This is a genomic window from Halomonas sp. NO4 (assembly GCF_010994375.1).
In the GTDB taxonomy this organism is placed as follows: domain Bacteria; phylum Pseudomonadota; class Gammaproteobacteria; order Pseudomonadales; family Halomonadaceae; genus Halomonas.
In genome coordinates, this window is sequence record NZ_WHMA01000013.1 from 33,672 (window position 1) to 48,302 (window position 14,631).

General features: G+C 68.3%; 17 protein-coding genes. 11 read left to right on the plus strand and 6 right to left on the minus strand.

Going from position 1 to position 14,631, the window contains the following annotated elements:
• Positions 1-29 precede the first annotated feature (29 nt).
• The 3 genes from FEF15_RS11025 to FEF15_RS11035 form a co-directional block, all read right to left on the minus strand.
• On the minus strand, positions 30-707 hold the full coding sequence (locus tag FEF15_RS11025; RefSeq protein ID WP_163559214.1) for an NADH-quinone oxidoreductase subunit B: 678 nt from the start codon (positions 705-707) through the stop codon (positions 30-32).
• A gap of 138 nt (positions 708-845) precedes the next feature.
• The gene (ndhC, locus tag FEF15_RS11030; RefSeq protein WP_163559215.1) at positions 846-1,253 is read right to left on the minus strand and encodes an NADH-quinone oxidoreductase subunit A; all 408 of its coding nucleotides are present in this window, start codon (positions 1,251-1,253) and stop codon (positions 846-848) included.
• Positions 1,254-1,428: 175 nt separating this feature from the next.
• Positions 1,429-1,857 carry a YqaA family protein gene (locus FEF15_RS11035; protein ID WP_163559216.1) on the minus strand — a complete coding sequence of 143 codons (429 nt, stop codon included), beginning with the start codon at positions 1,855-1,857 and terminating at the stop codon, positions 1,429-1,431.
• A gap of 45 nt (positions 1,858-1,902) precedes the next feature.
• Here FEF15_RS11035 and thiD point away from each other — a divergent pair, with 45 nt between their 5' ends.
• The 3 genes from thiD to dtd all read left to right on the plus strand — a co-directional run bounded on the left by thiD (position 1,903) and on the right by dtd (position 4,148).
• Positions 1,903-2,715: a bifunctional hydroxymethylpyrimidine kinase/phosphomethylpyrimidine kinase gene (thiD, locus tag FEF15_RS11040; RefSeq protein ID WP_163559217.1), complete on the plus strand. Its 813-nt coding sequence runs from the start codon at positions 1,903-1,905 to the stop codon at positions 2,713-2,715.
• A gap of 83 nt (positions 2,716-2,798) precedes the next feature.
• Positions 2,799-3,644, plus strand: coding sequence for a universal stress protein (locus FEF15_RS11045; protein ID WP_163559218.1), 846 nt, complete (start codon positions 2,799-2,801; stop codon positions 3,642-3,644).
• 66 nt (positions 3,645-3,710) lie between these two features.
• Positions 3,711-4,148, plus strand: a complete 438-nt coding sequence (dtd, locus tag FEF15_RS11050; RefSeq protein WP_163559219.1) for a D-aminoacyl-tRNA deacylase — start codon at positions 3,711-3,713, stop codon at positions 4,146-4,148.
• Between the two features lie 44 nt (positions 4,149-4,192).
• Here dtd and FEF15_RS11055 read toward each other — a convergent pair whose 3' ends face one another.
• Positions 4,193-6,145: an ATP-binding cassette domain-containing protein gene (locus tag FEF15_RS11055; RefSeq protein WP_163559220.1), complete on the minus strand. Its 1,953-nt coding sequence runs from the start codon at positions 6,143-6,145 to the stop codon at positions 4,193-4,195.
• 32 nt (positions 6,146-6,177) lie between these two features.
• On the opposite strand from FEF15_RS11055, the gene FEF15_RS11060 reads away from it, so the two are divergent.
• The 7 genes from FEF15_RS11060 (at position 6,178) to FEF15_RS11090 (ending at position 12,348) form a co-directional block, all read left to right on the plus strand.
• Complete coding sequence (locus FEF15_RS11060; protein WP_163559221.1) at positions 6,178-6,741, plus strand: TIGR02444 family protein; 564 nt, start codon at positions 6,178-6,180, stop codon at positions 6,739-6,741.
• A 103-nt stretch (positions 6,742-6,844) separates the two neighbouring features.
• Positions 6,845-7,867, plus strand: coding sequence for a TRAP transporter substrate-binding protein DctP (dctP, locus tag FEF15_RS11065; RefSeq protein WP_163559222.1), 1,023 nt, complete (start codon positions 6,845-6,847; stop codon positions 7,865-7,867).
• Between the two features lie 211 nt (positions 7,868-8,078).
• A complete protein-coding gene (locus tag FEF15_RS11070; RefSeq protein WP_163559223.1) occupies positions 8,079-8,657 on the plus strand; it encodes a TRAP transporter small permease in 579 nt (192 codons plus the stop codon).
• Positions 8,658-8,687: 30 nt separating this feature from the next.
• Positions 8,688-9,971: a TRAP transporter large permease gene (locus tag FEF15_RS11075; RefSeq protein ID WP_163559224.1), complete on the plus strand. Its 1,284-nt coding sequence runs from the start codon at positions 8,688-8,690 to the stop codon at positions 9,969-9,971.
• 31 nt (positions 9,972-10,002) lie between these two features.
• Positions 10,003-10,446 (plus strand): universal stress protein, encoded by a 444-nt coding sequence (locus FEF15_RS11080; protein WP_163559225.1) that lies wholly within the window; start codon positions 10,003-10,005, stop codon positions 10,444-10,446.
• 164 nt (positions 10,447-10,610) lie between these two features.
• Positions 10,611-11,294 (plus strand): FKBP-type peptidyl-prolyl cis-trans isomerase, encoded by a 684-nt coding sequence (locus tag FEF15_RS11085; RefSeq protein WP_163559226.1) that lies wholly within the window; start codon positions 10,611-10,613, stop codon positions 11,292-11,294.
• 7 nt (positions 11,295-11,301) lie between these two features.
• Positions 11,302-12,348 (plus strand): PHB depolymerase family esterase, encoded by a 1,047-nt coding sequence (locus FEF15_RS11090; protein ID WP_163559227.1) that lies wholly within the window; start codon positions 11,302-11,304, stop codon positions 12,346-12,348.
• 41 nt (positions 12,349-12,389) lie between these two features.
• Here FEF15_RS11090 and FEF15_RS11095 read toward each other — a convergent pair whose 3' ends face one another.
• The gene (locus FEF15_RS11095; RefSeq protein WP_163559228.1) at positions 12,390-12,986 is read right to left on the minus strand and encodes an SCO family protein; all 597 of its coding nucleotides are present in this window, start codon (positions 12,984-12,986) and stop codon (positions 12,390-12,392) included.
• Positions 12,983-13,480, minus strand: a complete 498-nt coding sequence (locus FEF15_RS11100; protein WP_240454142.1) for a hypothetical protein — start codon at positions 13,478-13,480, stop codon at positions 12,983-12,985. Before FEF15_RS11100 ends, FEF15_RS11095 begins: the two co-directional genes overlap by 4 nt.
• A gap of 138 nt (positions 13,481-13,618) precedes the next feature.
• Here FEF15_RS11100 and FEF15_RS11105 point away from each other — a divergent pair, with 138 nt between their 5' ends.
• Positions 13,619-14,536, plus strand: a complete 918-nt coding sequence (locus tag FEF15_RS11105) for an AEC family transporter (RefSeq protein WP_163559230.1) — start codon at positions 13,619-13,621, stop codon at positions 14,534-14,536.
• Positions 14,537-14,631: the final 95 nt, after the last annotated feature.

Here is a 14,631-nt window from a genome sequence, read left to right on the forward strand (position 1 = left end):
TCCGGCTGACCGACGCGATCTCTGCCGAGTCACACGCCGTCCGGGGAGCGCAGTTCCGTGGCGTGGATGCGCCGCTCGCGCAGCGTCTCGCGGCGCGAGGGCAGCTCGGCGCGGTAGACCCCCTGGTCGCCGACCACCCACGACAGTGGCCGGCGCTCCGCCTGAATCGAGTCCTGCAGCAGCTGAAGCCCCTCTAGGAAGGCCTCCGGCCGTGGCGGGCAGCCCGGCACGTAGACGTCCACCGGCAGGAACTTGTCGACCCCCTGCACCACCGAGTAGATGTCGTACATGCCCCCCGAGTTGGCGCACGAGCCCATCGAGATCACCCACTTGGGCTCGAGCATCTGGTCGTAGAGCTGCTGGATCACCGGCGCCATCTTGATGAACACGGTACCGGCGATGACCATGAAGTCCGCCTGGCGCGGCGAGGCGCGGATCACCTCCGAACCGAAGCGGCCGATATCGTGGGGGGCGGTGAACGCCGTGGTCATCTCCACGTAGCAGCACGACAGGCCGAAGTTGTAGGGCCACAGGGAGTTCTTGCGCCCCCAGTTGACGACGCTGTTGAGGACGTCGTCGAGCTTGCCGGTGAAGATGTTGCGCTCGAGCTGCTGCCGGGCGGGTGCCTCGACGCGGCGGCGCTCGCCCAAGGGGTAGCGGGCATCGCTCGCCACGCTGTCGTCGGCACGCGTCAGGGTATACTGCATGCGGCTCCTCCAGCACGGACACAAGACTCCTGCTTCGCCTGGGGCGCCGGGATATCAGGCCCTGAATGGATTGGCGGTGGACGACCCGCCGGGTCGTGGCCGGCTGGCCGGCATCCCCGCTTTCCTGGCACCAGCGCGTCAGGACCGGCGGTCGAGTGATCGGCGGCGGGGCGCCCAGTCCAGGGCGCCGACACTGCTGTCATAGACCAGGCCGGCGAGCAGGATGAAGCTGAATAGCGCCGCCCCCCACAGCCCGGGCCAGCCGACCTCGCGCACCGCAGCGGCCCAGCCGAACAGATAGACGGCCTCGATATCGAAGATCACGAACAGCATCGCGACCAGGTAGAACTTGACGGAAAAGCGTTGACGGACGCTGCCGGCGCCGACCACCCCGGACTCGAAGGGCTGGGTCTTGGCCGGCCCCCAACTGCGTCCCCCCAGCAGGCTGGCGATACCGGCTGCGAACATGCAGAGGAGCAGCACGGCAAGGACGAAGAGCCCCACGGCCCAATGTTCGGCAATCACGACGCTGGCGGTCTGGTTCATGCCCCTCCTCGTTGGCAGAGCGACCCGCCTCGGGGCTGACAACCCCTCGGCTGGACCGGGCCGCTTTGGCAAGCGTTCCCTGATATCCCGATGGAGACGGTTGCCCTTGAGCATAGGTGAAGCGACGGCGTTTGTCAGAGTGGCCCTGGAAGCCCCACCGCAGCGGGCCAGCGCCTCAACACAGCGGAGCCAGCCACGCCTGGGCCAGAGAGAGCACCACCGCGTAGCGCGCGCCCTTGGCCAGGGCGATCAGCAGGATGGCCCGCCACCAGGGCAGGCGCAGCACCCCGGCCAGCACGGTGAGCGGGTCGCCCACCACCGGCGCCCAGGACGCCAGCAGGCTCCACTCGCCGAAGCGCCGGTACCAGCGCTCGGCCCGCGCCAGGCCGGCCGGCGAGGCGGGAAACCAGCGCCGGTCCTGGAAGCGCCGCGCGTAGCGTCCCAGGGCGACGTTGACCAAGCTGCCCAAGGTATTGCCGGCCGTGGCCATCGCCCACAGCATGCCCATGGGCTCGCCCAGGCACCACAATCGGGCGAGCCATACCTCGGAGCCGCCCGGCAGCAGGGTGGCGCTGAGCAAGGCCACCATGAACAGACTCAGCACGGGTGACACTCACCCATCGACGGCACCTTGCGATACCATGACGCCATGACACAACCTCGATCCATTCCCAATACCCTGACCATCGCCGGCTCCGATCCCAGTGGTGGCGCCGGCATCCAGGCCGACCTCAAGGCCTTCTCGGCGCTGGGCACCTATGCTACCAGCGTGATCACCGCCCTGACCGCCCAGAACACCCGCGGCGTCACCGGCGTGCACCCGGTGCCTGCCGCCTTCATCGAGCGCCAGCTCGAGACGCTGCTCGACGACGTGGCCATCGACGCCGTGAAGATCGGCATGGTCGCCAGCCGCGAGGTCGCCGAGACGATCCGTGCGGCGCTGGAACGTCGCCGGCCACGCTGGATCGTGCTGGACCCGGTGATGGTAGCCAAGAGTGGCGACGTGCTGGTCGACGACGCCGGCATCGCCGCGGTGCGCGAGCACCTGGTGCCACTCTCCGACCTGATCACCCCCAACCTGCCGGAAGCCGCCGTGCTGCTCGAGCGTCCGGCGCCACGCGATCGCGCGGCGATGGAAGCCCTGGTGCCGGCGCTGCGCGACCTGGGGGCCGGAGCGACCCTGCTCAAGGGCGGCCACCTGCCCGGCGGCGAGTGCCCCGACCTGCTGATCACCGCCACTGAGGCGACCTGGCTCGAGGGCCGTCGGGTGGACACCGCCAACCTGCACGGCACCGGCTGCACCCTCTCCTCGGCGATCGCCGCCCGCCTGGCCCACGGCGACGCCCCGCCCGACGCCGTGGCCGCCGCCAAGGCGTGGCTGGAAGCGGCGCTGGCGGCCAGCACCCGCCTGGATGTGGGGCAAGGCCAGGGGCCGGTCCACCACTTCCACGCCTGGTGGTAACCCGGCGAGCTTGCAGGCCAGCGACTCCCCACCCATGCTGAAGGCTGTCCCGCCGGGATCAGTTGCCATGGGAGGGAGTCATCATGACCCAGACCCTGCTCTTCGCCTGTGACCTCTCCGCCGAGAACCGTGCCGCCTTCGCCCGTGCCGTTCGCCTGGCCAACGAGCACGGCGCGCGCCTCGATATCGTCCACGTGCTCGACCCTTACCTGCCGAGGCGGGTGCTCCACGACCTGGAGGATGCGGTGGTCGCCGACATGCAGACCATGCTCACCGACATCCGTGAGGATTACGCCTTTGCCGAGCCGCGCACCCTGCTGCAGACGGTAGCCGGCGCGCCCTACGCCGAGATCATTCGCGAGGCGCACGACCGCGAGGTGGACATGATCGTGCTCGGCGGCCATCGCAAGCGAGGCCAGCCCGACCTGGTGGCGGGCACGACGCTCGCCCGGGTGCTGCGCAGCGCACCCTGCCCGGTGCTCTCGGTGAGCCAGCCGGCCAGCCGCGACTGGGACGAGATCCTGGTGCCGGTCGACTTCTCGCTGGCCTGCCGGCACACCCTGCGCGAGACCCTCAAGCGCTTTCCCGAGGCCCACCTCACCCTGCTGCACGCCTGGGACATTCCCGGCGAGCGCGAGCTGGGCTCCCAGGGCGACTACGCGCGCTGGCGCGACCGCGAGGTGGAGCGCCTGCGCGCCCAGTTGGAGCGCGAGACCGACCAGCTGATGAGCGAGCTCGACGACGTGCCCGAGGTGGAACTGGTGCTCGAGCAGGGCGACCCCCTGGAGGTACTGCTCACCCATCTACGCCGCCAGCCCCCCGACCTGCTGGCCCTGGGCAGCCGCGGCCAGCTGGGCCGGCAGAGCCACATCACCGAGGCCCTGCTCACCGAGCCGCACTGCGACATCATGCTGTGTCGCGCCTGGTGACCGGGCGCGGGAGCCCCGTCGAACGTGCTACCCTCGGCCGCCAGGAATCCGCGAGGGAGGAGAGCCATGCGCGCCCTGATCCAGCGCGTTCGCCGGGCCAGCGTGACGGTCGATGACCGCGAGACCGGCCGTATCGACCAGGGGCTGCTGGCCCTGATCGGCGTCGAAAAGGGAGACGACGAGGCGGCCGCCGACAAGCTGCTGCACAAGCTGCTGCACTACCGGGTCTTCGCCGATGCCGACGACAAGATGAACTTGAACCTGCAGCAGGTCGAGGGCGGGCTGCTGCTGGTCTCGCAGTTCACCCTGGCCGCCGACACCCGCAAGGGGCTGCGGCCGAGCTTCTCCAGCGCCGCCCCGCCCGCCGAGGGCGAGCGGCTCTTCCACTACCTGCGCGAGCGGGCCCGGGCCGCCTGGCCTCGGGTGGCGAGCGGCGAGTTCGCCGCCAACATGCAGGTCGAGCTGGTCAACGACGGCCCGGTGACCTTCCTGCTGGAGAGCTGACGGCGCCAGACGCGCAGCACGCATCCTGCGGCTGATCCGGCACTTCATTGCTCGGCACTTGCGGCCTGGCGCTCAGCGCTTTCCAACGCCTCCTCGGCTTCCAGCCACTCCGCCTCGAGATCGTCGAGACGCGACTTGAGCTCGCCCTGGCGCGCCAGGGTGGCGGTCAGCTCTTCCTTGCGGGCGGCGTCGGTGTAGAGCTCGGCATCGCCCAGTGCGGCTTCCACCTCGGCCAGCTCGGCCTGCACCTTCCCCATGGCCTTTTCGGCACGGTCGCGCGTCTTCTTGAGGGGGCGCAGCTGCTCGCGCAGCTCGGCGGCGGCGCGCCGCGCCGCCTTGCGATCCTCCCGGGGGGCGTCGCCCTCGGCCTTGCGCTCGCTCTTCTCGGCCCGCGCCTCGCGGCGCTCGCCCTCCAGCCGCGCCTTGAGCCAGGCGCGGTAGTCCTCCAGGTCGCCGTCGAAGGGCTCGACGTGGTGGTCGGCCACCCGCCAGAACTCGTCCACGGTGGCGCGCAGCAGGTGGCGATCGTGGGAGACGAGGATTACCGTGCCCTCGAAGCTGGCCAGCGCCTCGGTCAGCGCTTCGCGCATCTCCAGATCGAGGTGGTTGGTGGGCTCGTCGAGCAGCAGCAGGTTGGGCTTCTGCCAGGCCACCAGCGCCAGCGCCAGGCGTGCCTTCTCGCCGCCCGAGAAATGGCCCACCTTGGCGAAGACGTCATCGCCTCGGAAACCGAACCCGCCCAGGAAGTTGCGGATATCCAGATCGGCCGCCGTGGGCGAGAGGTACTGCACGTGCTGGAAGGGGGTGGCGGCGAGGTCGAGCCCTTCGAGCTGGTGCTGGGCGAAGTAGCCGATGGCCAGGTGCTCGCCCGGCACGCGCCGTCCCGACAGCAGGGGCAGCTCGCCGGTGAGCGACTTGATCAGCGTCGACTTGCCGGCGCCGTTGGGCCCCAGCAGGCCGATACGCTGGCCGGGCAGCAGGGAGAGCTTGACGCCGTCGAGCTGGGTCGTCTCGTGCCCCGCCTCGTCGCGATAGCCGAGTCGCGCCTGGTCCAGCACCAGCAGCGGATGGGAGGTCTTGTCCGACGAGGGGATGGTGAAGTGGAAAGGCGAGTCGGCATGGGCTACGGCGATGTCGCCCATGCGCTCGAGCATCTTCAGCCGGCTCTGCGCCTGGCGCGCCTTGGTGGCCTTGTAGCGAAAGCGCGCCACGAATTGCTCGATCTCCTCGCGCCGCGCCTGCTGCTTGGCCGCCTCGGCCTGCTGCAGGGCGAGCTTCTCGGCGCGGGTCCGCTCGAAGGTGGAGTAGTTGCCGCGGTAGAGGACGAGCGACTGACGGTCGAAATGCACGATGTGGTCGCACACCGCATCGAGGAAGTCGCGGTCGTGGGAGATCAGCAGCAGCGTGCCCGGGTAGCGCACGAGCCACTGCTCGAGCCACAGCAGGGCGTCCAGGTCGAGGTGGTTGGTGGGCTCGTCGAGCAGCAGCAGGTCGGAGGGCATGAAGAGGGTGCGCGCCAGGCCCACCCGCATGCGCCAGCCGCCGGAGAAGTCCGCCAGGGGGCGCTCGAGGTCGGCCTGCACGAAGCCCAGCCCCACCAGCAGCTGAGCGGCGCGGGCCTTCGCGCTGTAGCCGTCCAGCGCCTCGATCTCGCCATGCAGCTCCGCCTCGCGGTGGGCATCGCCGGAGGCACGTGCCGCGGCCAGCGCCGCCTCGGTGGCACGCAGCGCCTGGTCGCCGTCGAGCACATGGTCGAGGATGGCGCGGTCGAGGGCGGCCACTTCCTGGGCCATGTGGGCGATGCGCTGGCCGCCGCTCATCTCCACCTCGCCGCGATCCGGGGCCAGATCGCCGAGCAGCAGTTGGAAGAGGCTCGACTTGCCGGCGCCGTTGGCGCCGACGATGCCCGCCTTGTGGCCGGCGTGCAGGGTCAGGTCGGCGCCCTCCAGCAGGCGCTGGGTGCCGCGTTGCAGGGTGACCTGGCGTAGTGCAATCATGCAGGCTCCGCGAATCGTGAGAGGGTGTGGCCGTGACGGGAGGCAACCGGCCAGGCTGCCGCAGCCCCGGCGAGGGTCCCGATTCTACCGCATGGGCCCGGGCCCTGCGCAGCCGCCTGCGCCACGAACCGCTGTGGGAGTTCGCCCTGGCGCTCTACGCCCGGGAGGGGGTCGAGGCCGCCTGCCTGAGCCTGCAGGAGGAGGCCGGCGTGGACGTCTGCGAGCTGCTCTGGCGCGCCTGGCTGCACCATCACGGCGCCCGCCTAGCCGGCGAGCCGCCCGAACTCGCCGGCTTCTACCGCTGGCAGGCCGAGATCACCCGCCCCCTGCGCACCCTGCGCCGCCAGCTCAAGGCCCACGCCCGGGAGGATACGGGGATCGCCGCGGTGCGCCGGTCGATCCAGCACGCCGAGCTGGCCGCTGAGCGCGAGGCCCTCGCCCGCCTGCAGCGCCTGGCCGAATCCACCCTGACTCTGTCCCCCCTCCCCGAGCCTCCTCCCGGCCTGGCAACAACGTTGGCAGCGCGTTGGCAAGTGCAGAAAAAATCGCAACTTATGGCGCTGAAAAGGCTGGAAAGCCAGCTTGACCCCCCCTAAGGCCCACGCTAGCCTGAAATTACCTGTCCAGCGTTTACGCTGAAAAAGCGGCCTGAAGACATTGATGTTTTTTCGGGCTCCCACCTGAAAGGAGAACACAAGAATGAAGGCAACCAAGCTGTTGACCGCTGCCAGTGTCGGCGCCCTGCTGTTCGGCTTGACCGGTGCCGCACATGCCGCCAACTGGCGCTATGCGCACGAGGAATTCGAAGGTGATGTGCAGGACGTGTTCGCCTACGCCTTCAAGGAGCATGTCGAAGCCAACTCCGACCACAGCGTTCAGGTCTATCGCTTCGGCGAGCTCGGCGAGTCCGAAGACATCATGGACCAGACCCTGAGCGGCATCCTGCAGTTCGTCAACCAGTCGCCCGGCTTCACCGGTGCGCTGATCCCGTCGGCACAGATCTTCTTCATTCCCTACCTGATGCCGACCGACATGGAGACCGTGCTCGAGTTCTTCGACGAGAGCGAAGCCATCAACGAGATGTTCCCGGAGATCTACGCCGAGCACGGCCTGGAACTGCTCAAGATGTACCCCGAAGGGGAGATGGTGGTCACCGCCGACGAGCCGATCACCGAGCCGGCCGACTTCGACAACAAGAAGATCCGGGTGATGACCAACCCGCTGCTGTCGGAGACCTACAGCTCGTTCGGCGCCACGCCCACGCCGCTGCCCTGGGGCGAGGTGTACGGCGGCCTGCAGACCGGCATCATCGACGGCCAGGAGAACCCGATCTTCTGGATCGAGTCCGGCGGCCTCTACGAGGTCTCCCCGCACCTGACCTTCACCAGCCACGGCTGGTTCACCACCGCCATGATGGCCAACAAGGACTTCTTCGACGGCCTCTCCGAGGAAGACCAGCAGTTGGTGCGCAATGCCGCCGACGCCGCCTATGACCACACCATCGAGCACATCCAGGGCCTGGCCGAGGAGTCGCTCGACAAGATCATGGAAGCCTGCGACGAGTGCACGGTGACCCGCCTGAACGATGAGCAGATTGAGGACTTCAAGGAGCGCGCTCCGCAGGTCGAGGAGGCCTTCCTCGAGATGACCGACGAGACCGGCGCCGAGCTGCTCGATCAGTTCAAGGAAGACCTGGAAGAGGTAACCAGCGACAACGGCTGAGAGCGAGCTCTCGCCACCGCATCCGGGGGCAGCAGAGGCTGCCCCCGACTTGTTGGGAGCGCTGACACGGCAGCGCTGACCGGGCCACGTCGACCCAGCGTCGACTAACCGTTGAGGCTCCTGGACCACCCCCAGCGCCAGGCCCGATACGCTGAGGGCGAGGGCGCTGACAATCGCTCACGCCGACCCCGCGGCGAAAGGAAGAGCAGCCATGACCGAAGAAGAATCCGAAAAGCACTACCGCTCCGGGCTACCGGGCTTTCTCGGCACCATCGATACCTTCATCAGCAAGCTCGAGGCGGTGATCCTGGCTGTGGGCGTGCTGCTCATGGCCGCCAACACCATCGCCAATGTCGTCGGCCGTTTCGTGTTCGGCACGAGCATCTTCTTTTCCGGGGAGCTCAACCGCATCCTGATCATCATGATCACCTTCGCCGGCATCGGTTACGCTGCCCGCCACGGCCGCCACATCCGCATGTCGGCCATCTACGATGCCCTGCCGACGGGCGGGCGCAAGGCGCTGATGATCGTCATCTCCCTGTTCACCTCCCTGGTGATGTTCTTCCTGCTCTACTACTCGTTCATTTTCATCGCCGACCTCTACGCCAGGGGGCGTGTGCTGCCGGCTCTGGGCGTGCCAATCTGGATCATCTATGTCTGGGTGCCCCTGGGCTTTCTCATCACCGGCATCCAATACTTGCTGACCGCCATCAAGAACTTCACATCGCGTGACGTCTACCTGTCGACGAGCGTGCTCGACGGCTACAAGGACACGGAAACGGAAGTCTGACGCAGGGCCGCGAGCCCGGGGGAACACCGCATGACGACAATAATGGTCACCACGATGATCGCCCTGCTGCTGCTGGGCTTTCCGATGATGATCCCGCTGATCACCGCGGCGGTCATCGGGTTCTACATGATGTTCAACGGCCTGGGGCAGATGGACACCGTCATCCAGCAGATGATGGCCGGCATCCGCCCCGCCTCGCTGATCGCGGTGCCGATGTTCATCCTCGCCGCCGACATCATGACGCGCGGGCAGTCTGCGGAGCGTTTGATCAATATGGTGATGGCCTTCATCGGCCATATCAAAGGCGGGTTGGCGGTGAGTACCGCCGCCTCCTGCACCCTGTTCGGTGCCGTCTCCGGCTCGACCCAGGCCACGGTGGTGGCCATCGGCTCGCCGCTGCGCCCCAAGATGCTCAAGGCCGGCTACTCCGACTCCTTCACCCTGGCCTTGATCATCAACTCCAGCGACATCGCCTTTTTGATCCCGCCGAGCATCGGCATGATCATCTACGGGGTCATCTCGGGCACCTCCATCGGCGAGCTGTTCATCGCCGGCATCGGGCCGGGGCTGCTGATCCTGCTGATGTTCGCTACCTACTGCGTGACCTACGCCATCGTCAAGGACGTGCCCACCGAGGCCAAGTCGAGCTGGCGCACTCGCGGCCTTGCGGTGCGCGACGCCCTCTGGCCGCTGGGCTTCCCGGTGATCATCGTCGGCGGCATCTACGGCGGTATCTTCAGTCCCACCGAGGCAGCCGCCGCCTGCGTGCTCTACGCCATCATCCTCGAGTTCGTGGTGTTCCGTTCGCTGCGCATGAGCGACATCTACGCCATCTCCAAGTCCACCGGCCTGATCACCGCCGTGGTCTTCATCCTGGTGGCCGTGGGGACCGCCTTCTCGTGGATCATCTCCTTCGCCCAGATCCCCCAGGCCATCCTCTCGGCCGTGGGCGTCCAGGAAGCCGGCCCCACCGGGGTGCTGATCGCCATCTGCATCGCCTTCTTCGTCGCCTGCATGTTCGTCGACCCCATCGTGGTGATCCTGGTGCTCACGCCGATCTTCGCCCCGGCCGTGGAGGCCGCCGGGCTCGATCCGGTGCTGGTGGGCATCCTGATCACCCTGCAGGTGGCCATCGGCTCGGCAACGCCGCCCTTCGGCTGCGATATCTTCACCGCCATCGCCATCTTCAAGCGACCCTACCTGGACGTGATCAAGGGCACGCCGCCCTTTGTCTTCATGTTGATCCTGGCGGCGGCACTGCTGATCATGTTCCCGCAGATCGCCCTCTTCCTGCGCGACCTGGCCTTCCGCTGAGCAACGCGACTGACCCGAGGAGACGGTGACCATGTTCAATCGGATTCTGGTACCAGTGGATGGCTCGAAGGGCTCCCTCAAGGCCTTGCAGAAGGGCGTCGGGCTGCAAATGCTGACCGGCGCCGAGCTCTACATTCTGTGCGTGTTCAAGCACCACAGCCTGCTCGAGGCCTCGCTCTCCATGGTACGCTCGGAAAAGCTCGATATCCCCGACGACGCCCTCAAGGAGTACGCCACCGAGGTGGCCGTGCATGCCAAGAACGAGGCCGTGGCGCTCGGCGCCGACCCGAATCGGCTGCGCGCCTTCGTCAAGGGCGGGCGCCCTTCCCGCACCATCGTGCGCTTCGCCCGCAAGCGCGAGTGCGACCTGATCGTGATCGGCGCCCAGGGCACCAACGGCGAGAAGAGCCTGCTGCTCGGCAGCGTGGCGCAGCGCGTGGCCGGCTCGGCCCACTGCCCGACCCTGGTGGTCTGAGCGCCGCCGTCACCGGATGCGGAACCCGGCCGCCCCTGATAGAGTCCGATGTTTCGCGCCTCGGCCTGCCACCGGCTGGCCGAGGCCGTCGCGATATTCGTCATCGGGACCGTTCACGGTACCCCGCCAGGATACTTCCCCCAGGACTCATAGAAGGACGCTGCATGAAGACACTGCTGACTACCGCCTGCGCCGCGGCGCTGACGATGGCGGCACCGCTGACCCTGGCCGCGCCGGAAAGCGAGGAAGAGCGCCTGAGCTACAGCCTGGGCGTCGCCTACGGCCAGAGCATCGCACAGGACTTCACCGACCTGGACGTCGATGCCTTCGCCGAGGCCATCCGCGATGTCATCGAGGGCAACGAGCTGGCCATGAGCAACGAGGCGATGGCCGAGGCGCTGAACCGCTTCCAGGAAGAGGCCATGGCCGCACGTCAGGCCGAGACCCAGCAGCTGGCCGAGCGCAACCTGGCCGAGGGCGAAGCCTTCCTCGAGGAGAACGCCGAGCGCGAGGGCGTGCAGGTCACCGACTCCGGCCTGCAGTACGAGGTTCTGGAATCCGGCGACGGCGCCTCACCCGAAGCCAGCTCCACCGTCGAGGTGCACTATGAAGGGTCGCTGGTCGATGGCACCGTCTTCGACAGCTCGCTGGACCGCGGCGAGCCGATCACCTTCCGCGTCAACCAGGTCATCGAAGGATGGCAGGAAGCCCTGACCATGATGCAGGTCGGCGACACCTGGAAGCTCTTCATTCCCGCCGAGCTGGGCTATGGCGCCCAGGGCCAGGGGCCGATCGGTCCCAACGAGACGCTGATCTTCGAGGTGGAACTGCTGGACGTCATGGACTGAACCGCCGATGCGAAACCCGATTCTGCTCGCCACCGCCCTGCTGGCGAGCGCCGGCGCCTGGGCCGAGGAGCGCCCCGCCGAGCTGCCCCACCTGGCCCTGGACGATGAGGCCGTCAGCGTGATCGGCGTCTCCTCCGGCGGCCACATGGCCCTGCAGCTGGCGGTGGCCTGGCCCGAGCGCTTTACCGGCGTCGGCGTGCTGGCCGCCGGCCCCTGGAGCTGCGCCCAGGGCAGTCTGGGGCAGGCGCTGGGCCAGTGCATGACGACCCGCCGTGGCCCGCCGAACCTCGACGCCCTGGCGCACCACCGCCGCGACTATCAGTCACGCGACCAGGTCGGCAGCGACGCGGCCTTCGCCGACCTGCGCGCCTTCGTCTGGCACGGCAGCGATGACAAGGTGGTCGACCCCACCCTCGGCGAGGCCCTGGCCACGCAGCTCGGCGACTGGCTGGCCGACCCCGACGCGCAGCTGCGAGTGCAGGTTGCCCCCGACGTCGGCCACGGCTGGCCGGTACGCACTCGCGACCGCGATATCCCCCCTCACCAGCTGGCCGACTGCCGTCTGGGCGGCGGCACCCACCTGCTGGCCTGCGACAGCGACGTTGTCGGGGAGGCGCTGACCTGGCTACACGGCGAGCTCACGCCGCCCGCGACAGGGGCCGATGAAGCGGGCGAACTGCGGGTGTTCGACCAGAGCGACTTCGAGGCCAAAGGATTGGCCGATGCCGGGTACATCTACGTGCCGGAGGGCTGTGAGAGCGGCGGGTGCGACCTCACCCTGGCACTGCACGGCTGCGGCATGGGCGTCGAGCAGATCGGCGAAGCCTTCGTGCGCCACACCGGGCTCAACGCCTGGGCAGCGGCCAACGACCGCGTGGTGCTCTACCCCCAGGCAGAAAGCAGCCTGGCCAACCCCCAGGGCTGCTGGGACTGGTGGGGCTTTGCCGAAAGCAGCTGGCAGCTTCACCCGCTCCACGATACCCGGGACGGCACCCAAGTGCAGGCGCTGATGGCGATGCTCGCACACCTCACCGACTCGCCCGACGAGGAGTGAGAGCGGCCTCAGCGTGAGAGAGCACGAAGAGCGAGGGCGGCTCAGGCGTCGCCCAGTGCCTCCTCCACCGCGGCCTGCAGGGGGCCGGGGGTCGGCGAATAGAGCACACGCCTTTGAATCTCGCCCTGGCGGTCGACCAGGAAGAGCGAAGCGGTGTGGTCGACGGTGTAGCCCATCGCCGAGTCCGGTGCCTCCACCCGGCGCCAGACGACCCCGTAGCGCTCGGCGATCTCCTCGAGCTGCGCCGGGCTGCCGGTGGCGCCGATGAAGGCCTCGCCGAAGTAGCCCACGTACTCCTCCAGGTGCTCGAGGGTATCGCGCTCCGGGTCCACCGAGACCATCACCGGCACGAGCCGGCGGCGCTGCTCGTCATCGAGCGCCTGCAGCACCTGGCGCATCACTGCCATGTTCATGGGACAGACGTCGGGACAGTGGGTGTAGCCGAAAAAGAGCACCGCCAACTGGTCCGCCTCGAGCTGCTCGAGGGAGAAGTGCCCCTGAGTGGAGGGCAGTTCCACCGGGCCGCCCACGGGGCCCTCGCCCGAACGGCCGGTCTGCTGCTGGTACCAGGCGTAGGCGCCGAGTGCCAGGGTCGCGACCAGCAGTACGAACGCTGCCGAGAGTGCCTTGCGTGTCATGGCGTGCTTCGCTCCACCGTGAAATCGAATCGACCGCCCAGGCGGCCGTCAGGGGTTTCCACCACGACCCGAGCCTGCCAGGACATGATGTCCTCGGTACAGAGGGACACCTGCCCCTGGCCGTGGAAGCGACCGTCCGGCTGCCGCTCGAGGGGGAAGCGATGCAGGCCCATATCCATGTCGCGGCCGACGAAGTCCACGCGCACGGCGCTGGCGTCCACCCCTTCCAGCGTCACCGTCAGCGGCAACGGCGCCAGGGCAACGATGCCGTCAGGCGCCGCCATGGCAAACTGCAACTCTCCCTGACTTCCCAGCGTCGCCGTACAGGGCGCCTCTTGCAAGTCGCAGGGGGCTTCGGCGGCGAACCAGGTGACGTCGGCGTCGCTGCGCAGCTGGTGCGAGACCAGGTACCACAGGGCCATGGCCAGCGCAATCAGCGTGGCCAGCATCATCAGACGCAGGGCGGGAAACCCCGCGTCACGGGAGGAGGGCAACGAGGGTAGACTCATGATGGCGAAAACGGCACTTCCATGATCGGTGTCAGCCGGTAATCTTACCAGCATTGCCCGACCGCCGAGCGCGGGCGGTTGTCGCAGGCGAGATCCACGAGACCAGCGAACAAGGAGGTCGCGATGACAGAGGTGGCAGGAGCACTCGGGCCGCTGTTTCTGCTGATCCTGCTCGGCGCGCTGCTGGGCCGGCTCAAGCAACCCAGCGGCGACTTCTGGTCGCAGCTGGAGCGGTTGATCTACTTCCTGCTCTTCCCGGCCATGCTGGTGGCCACCCTGGCCACGGCCGAGGTATCCCGGGTTCCCGTGGGACGCCTGGCCGCGGTACTGCTGAGCACGCTGCTGGTCATCTCCGCCGCTCTCTGGGTCCTGCGCCACCGGCTCGCGCCCCAGGCGGCCACCTTCACCTCGCTCTTTCAGGGGGCGATCCGCTTCAATACCTACGTGGGCGTGGCCGGCGCCGCCGCGCTGCACGGCCCGCCCGGCGCCACCGTGGCGGCAGTGGCGGTGGCGCTGATGGTGCCGGTGATCAACGTGCTGTGCGTGGCCTGCTTCGTCGCCGCCGGCACCCTGGGCAGCTCGAGCCTGGGCAAGAGCCTGGCGGCCCTGGTGCGCAACCCGCTGATACTGGCCTGCCTGGCCGGCATCGCCCTGAATCTCTCCGGGATCGGCCTGCCCGGCTGGAGCGCCGCGACGGTAGAACTGCTGAGCCGCGCCGCCCTGCCGCTGGGCCTGGTGGCCGTGGGCGTGGCGCTGCGTCCCCAAGCGCTGATGCGCCGCGACCGCGGCGTGTGGGCCGCCCACCTCGTCAAGCTGGTGCTGCTGCCGGCGATGGTACTGGGCCTCGCGCTCGTGGCGGGCCTGGACCCGGTCAGCCGTGACGTGGCCCTGCTCTTCGCCGCCCTGCCCACGGCCACCTCCGCTTACATCCTGGCGCGGCAGCTGGGCGGTGACAGCGAACTGATGGCGGCCCTGATCACCGGCCAGACGCTGCTGGCCATGCTCACCCTGCCGCTCTGGCTGCGCCTGGCCGGCGGATAGACAAAAAGTATTCGCATTTGTGTTGACGTCGCAAATGAGAAACACTACATTTAGAGCGTGGCGTTGATGAGGCGCCACACCCAGGCGGGAAGCGA

What these genes read in the sequence shown, in the direction of transcription:
- FEF15_RS11025 (WP_163559214.1), bottom strand. Translation starts at nt 707, where the DNA reads ATGCAGTATACCCTGACGCGTGCCGACGACAGCGTGGCGAGCGATGCC.
- ndhC (WP_163559215.1), bottom strand. Translation starts at nt 1,253, where the DNA reads ATGAACCAGACCGCCAGCGTCGTGATTGCCGAACATTGGGCCGTGGGG.
- thiD (WP_163559217.1), top strand. Translation starts at nt 1,903, where the DNA reads ATGACACAACCTCGATCCATTCCCAATACCCTGACCATCGCCGGCTCC.
- FEF15_RS11045 (WP_163559218.1), top strand. Translation starts at nt 2,799, where the DNA reads ATGACCCAGACCCTGCTCTTCGCCTGTGACCTCTCCGCCGAGAACCGT.
- dtd (WP_163559219.1), top strand. Translation starts at nt 3,711, where the DNA reads ATGCGCGCCCTGATCCAGCGCGTTCGCCGGGCCAGCGTGACGGTCGAT.
- FEF15_RS11055 (WP_163559220.1), bottom strand. Translation starts at nt 6,145, where the DNA reads ATGATTGCACTACGCCAGGTCACCCTGCAACGCGGCACCCAGCGCCTG.
- dctP (WP_163559222.1), top strand. Translation starts at nt 6,845, where the DNA reads ATGAAGGCAACCAAGCTGTTGACCGCTGCCAGTGTCGGCGCCCTGCTG.
- FEF15_RS11070 (WP_163559223.1), top strand. Translation starts at nt 8,079, where the DNA reads ATGACCGAAGAAGAATCCGAAAAGCACTACCGCTCCGGGCTACCGGGC.
- FEF15_RS11075 (WP_163559224.1), top strand. Translation starts at nt 8,688, where the DNA reads ATGACGACAATAATGGTCACCACGATGATCGCCCTGCTGCTGCTGGGC.
- FEF15_RS11080 (WP_163559225.1), top strand. Translation starts at nt 10,003, where the DNA reads ATGTTCAATCGGATTCTGGTACCAGTGGATGGCTCGAAGGGCTCCCTC.
- FEF15_RS11085 (WP_163559226.1), top strand. Translation starts at nt 10,611, where the DNA reads ATGAAGACACTGCTGACTACCGCCTGCGCCGCGGCGCTGACGATGGCG.
- FEF15_RS11090 (WP_163559227.1), top strand. Translation starts at nt 11,302, where the DNA reads ATGCGAAACCCGATTCTGCTCGCCACCGCCCTGCTGGCGAGCGCCGGC.
- FEF15_RS11095 (WP_163559228.1), bottom strand. Translation starts at nt 12,986, where the DNA reads ATGACACGCAAGGCACTCTCGGCAGCGTTCGTACTGCTGGTCGCGACC.
- FEF15_RS11105 (WP_163559230.1), top strand. Translation starts at nt 13,619, where the DNA reads ATGACAGAGGTGGCAGGAGCACTCGGGCCGCTGTTTCTGCTGATCCTG.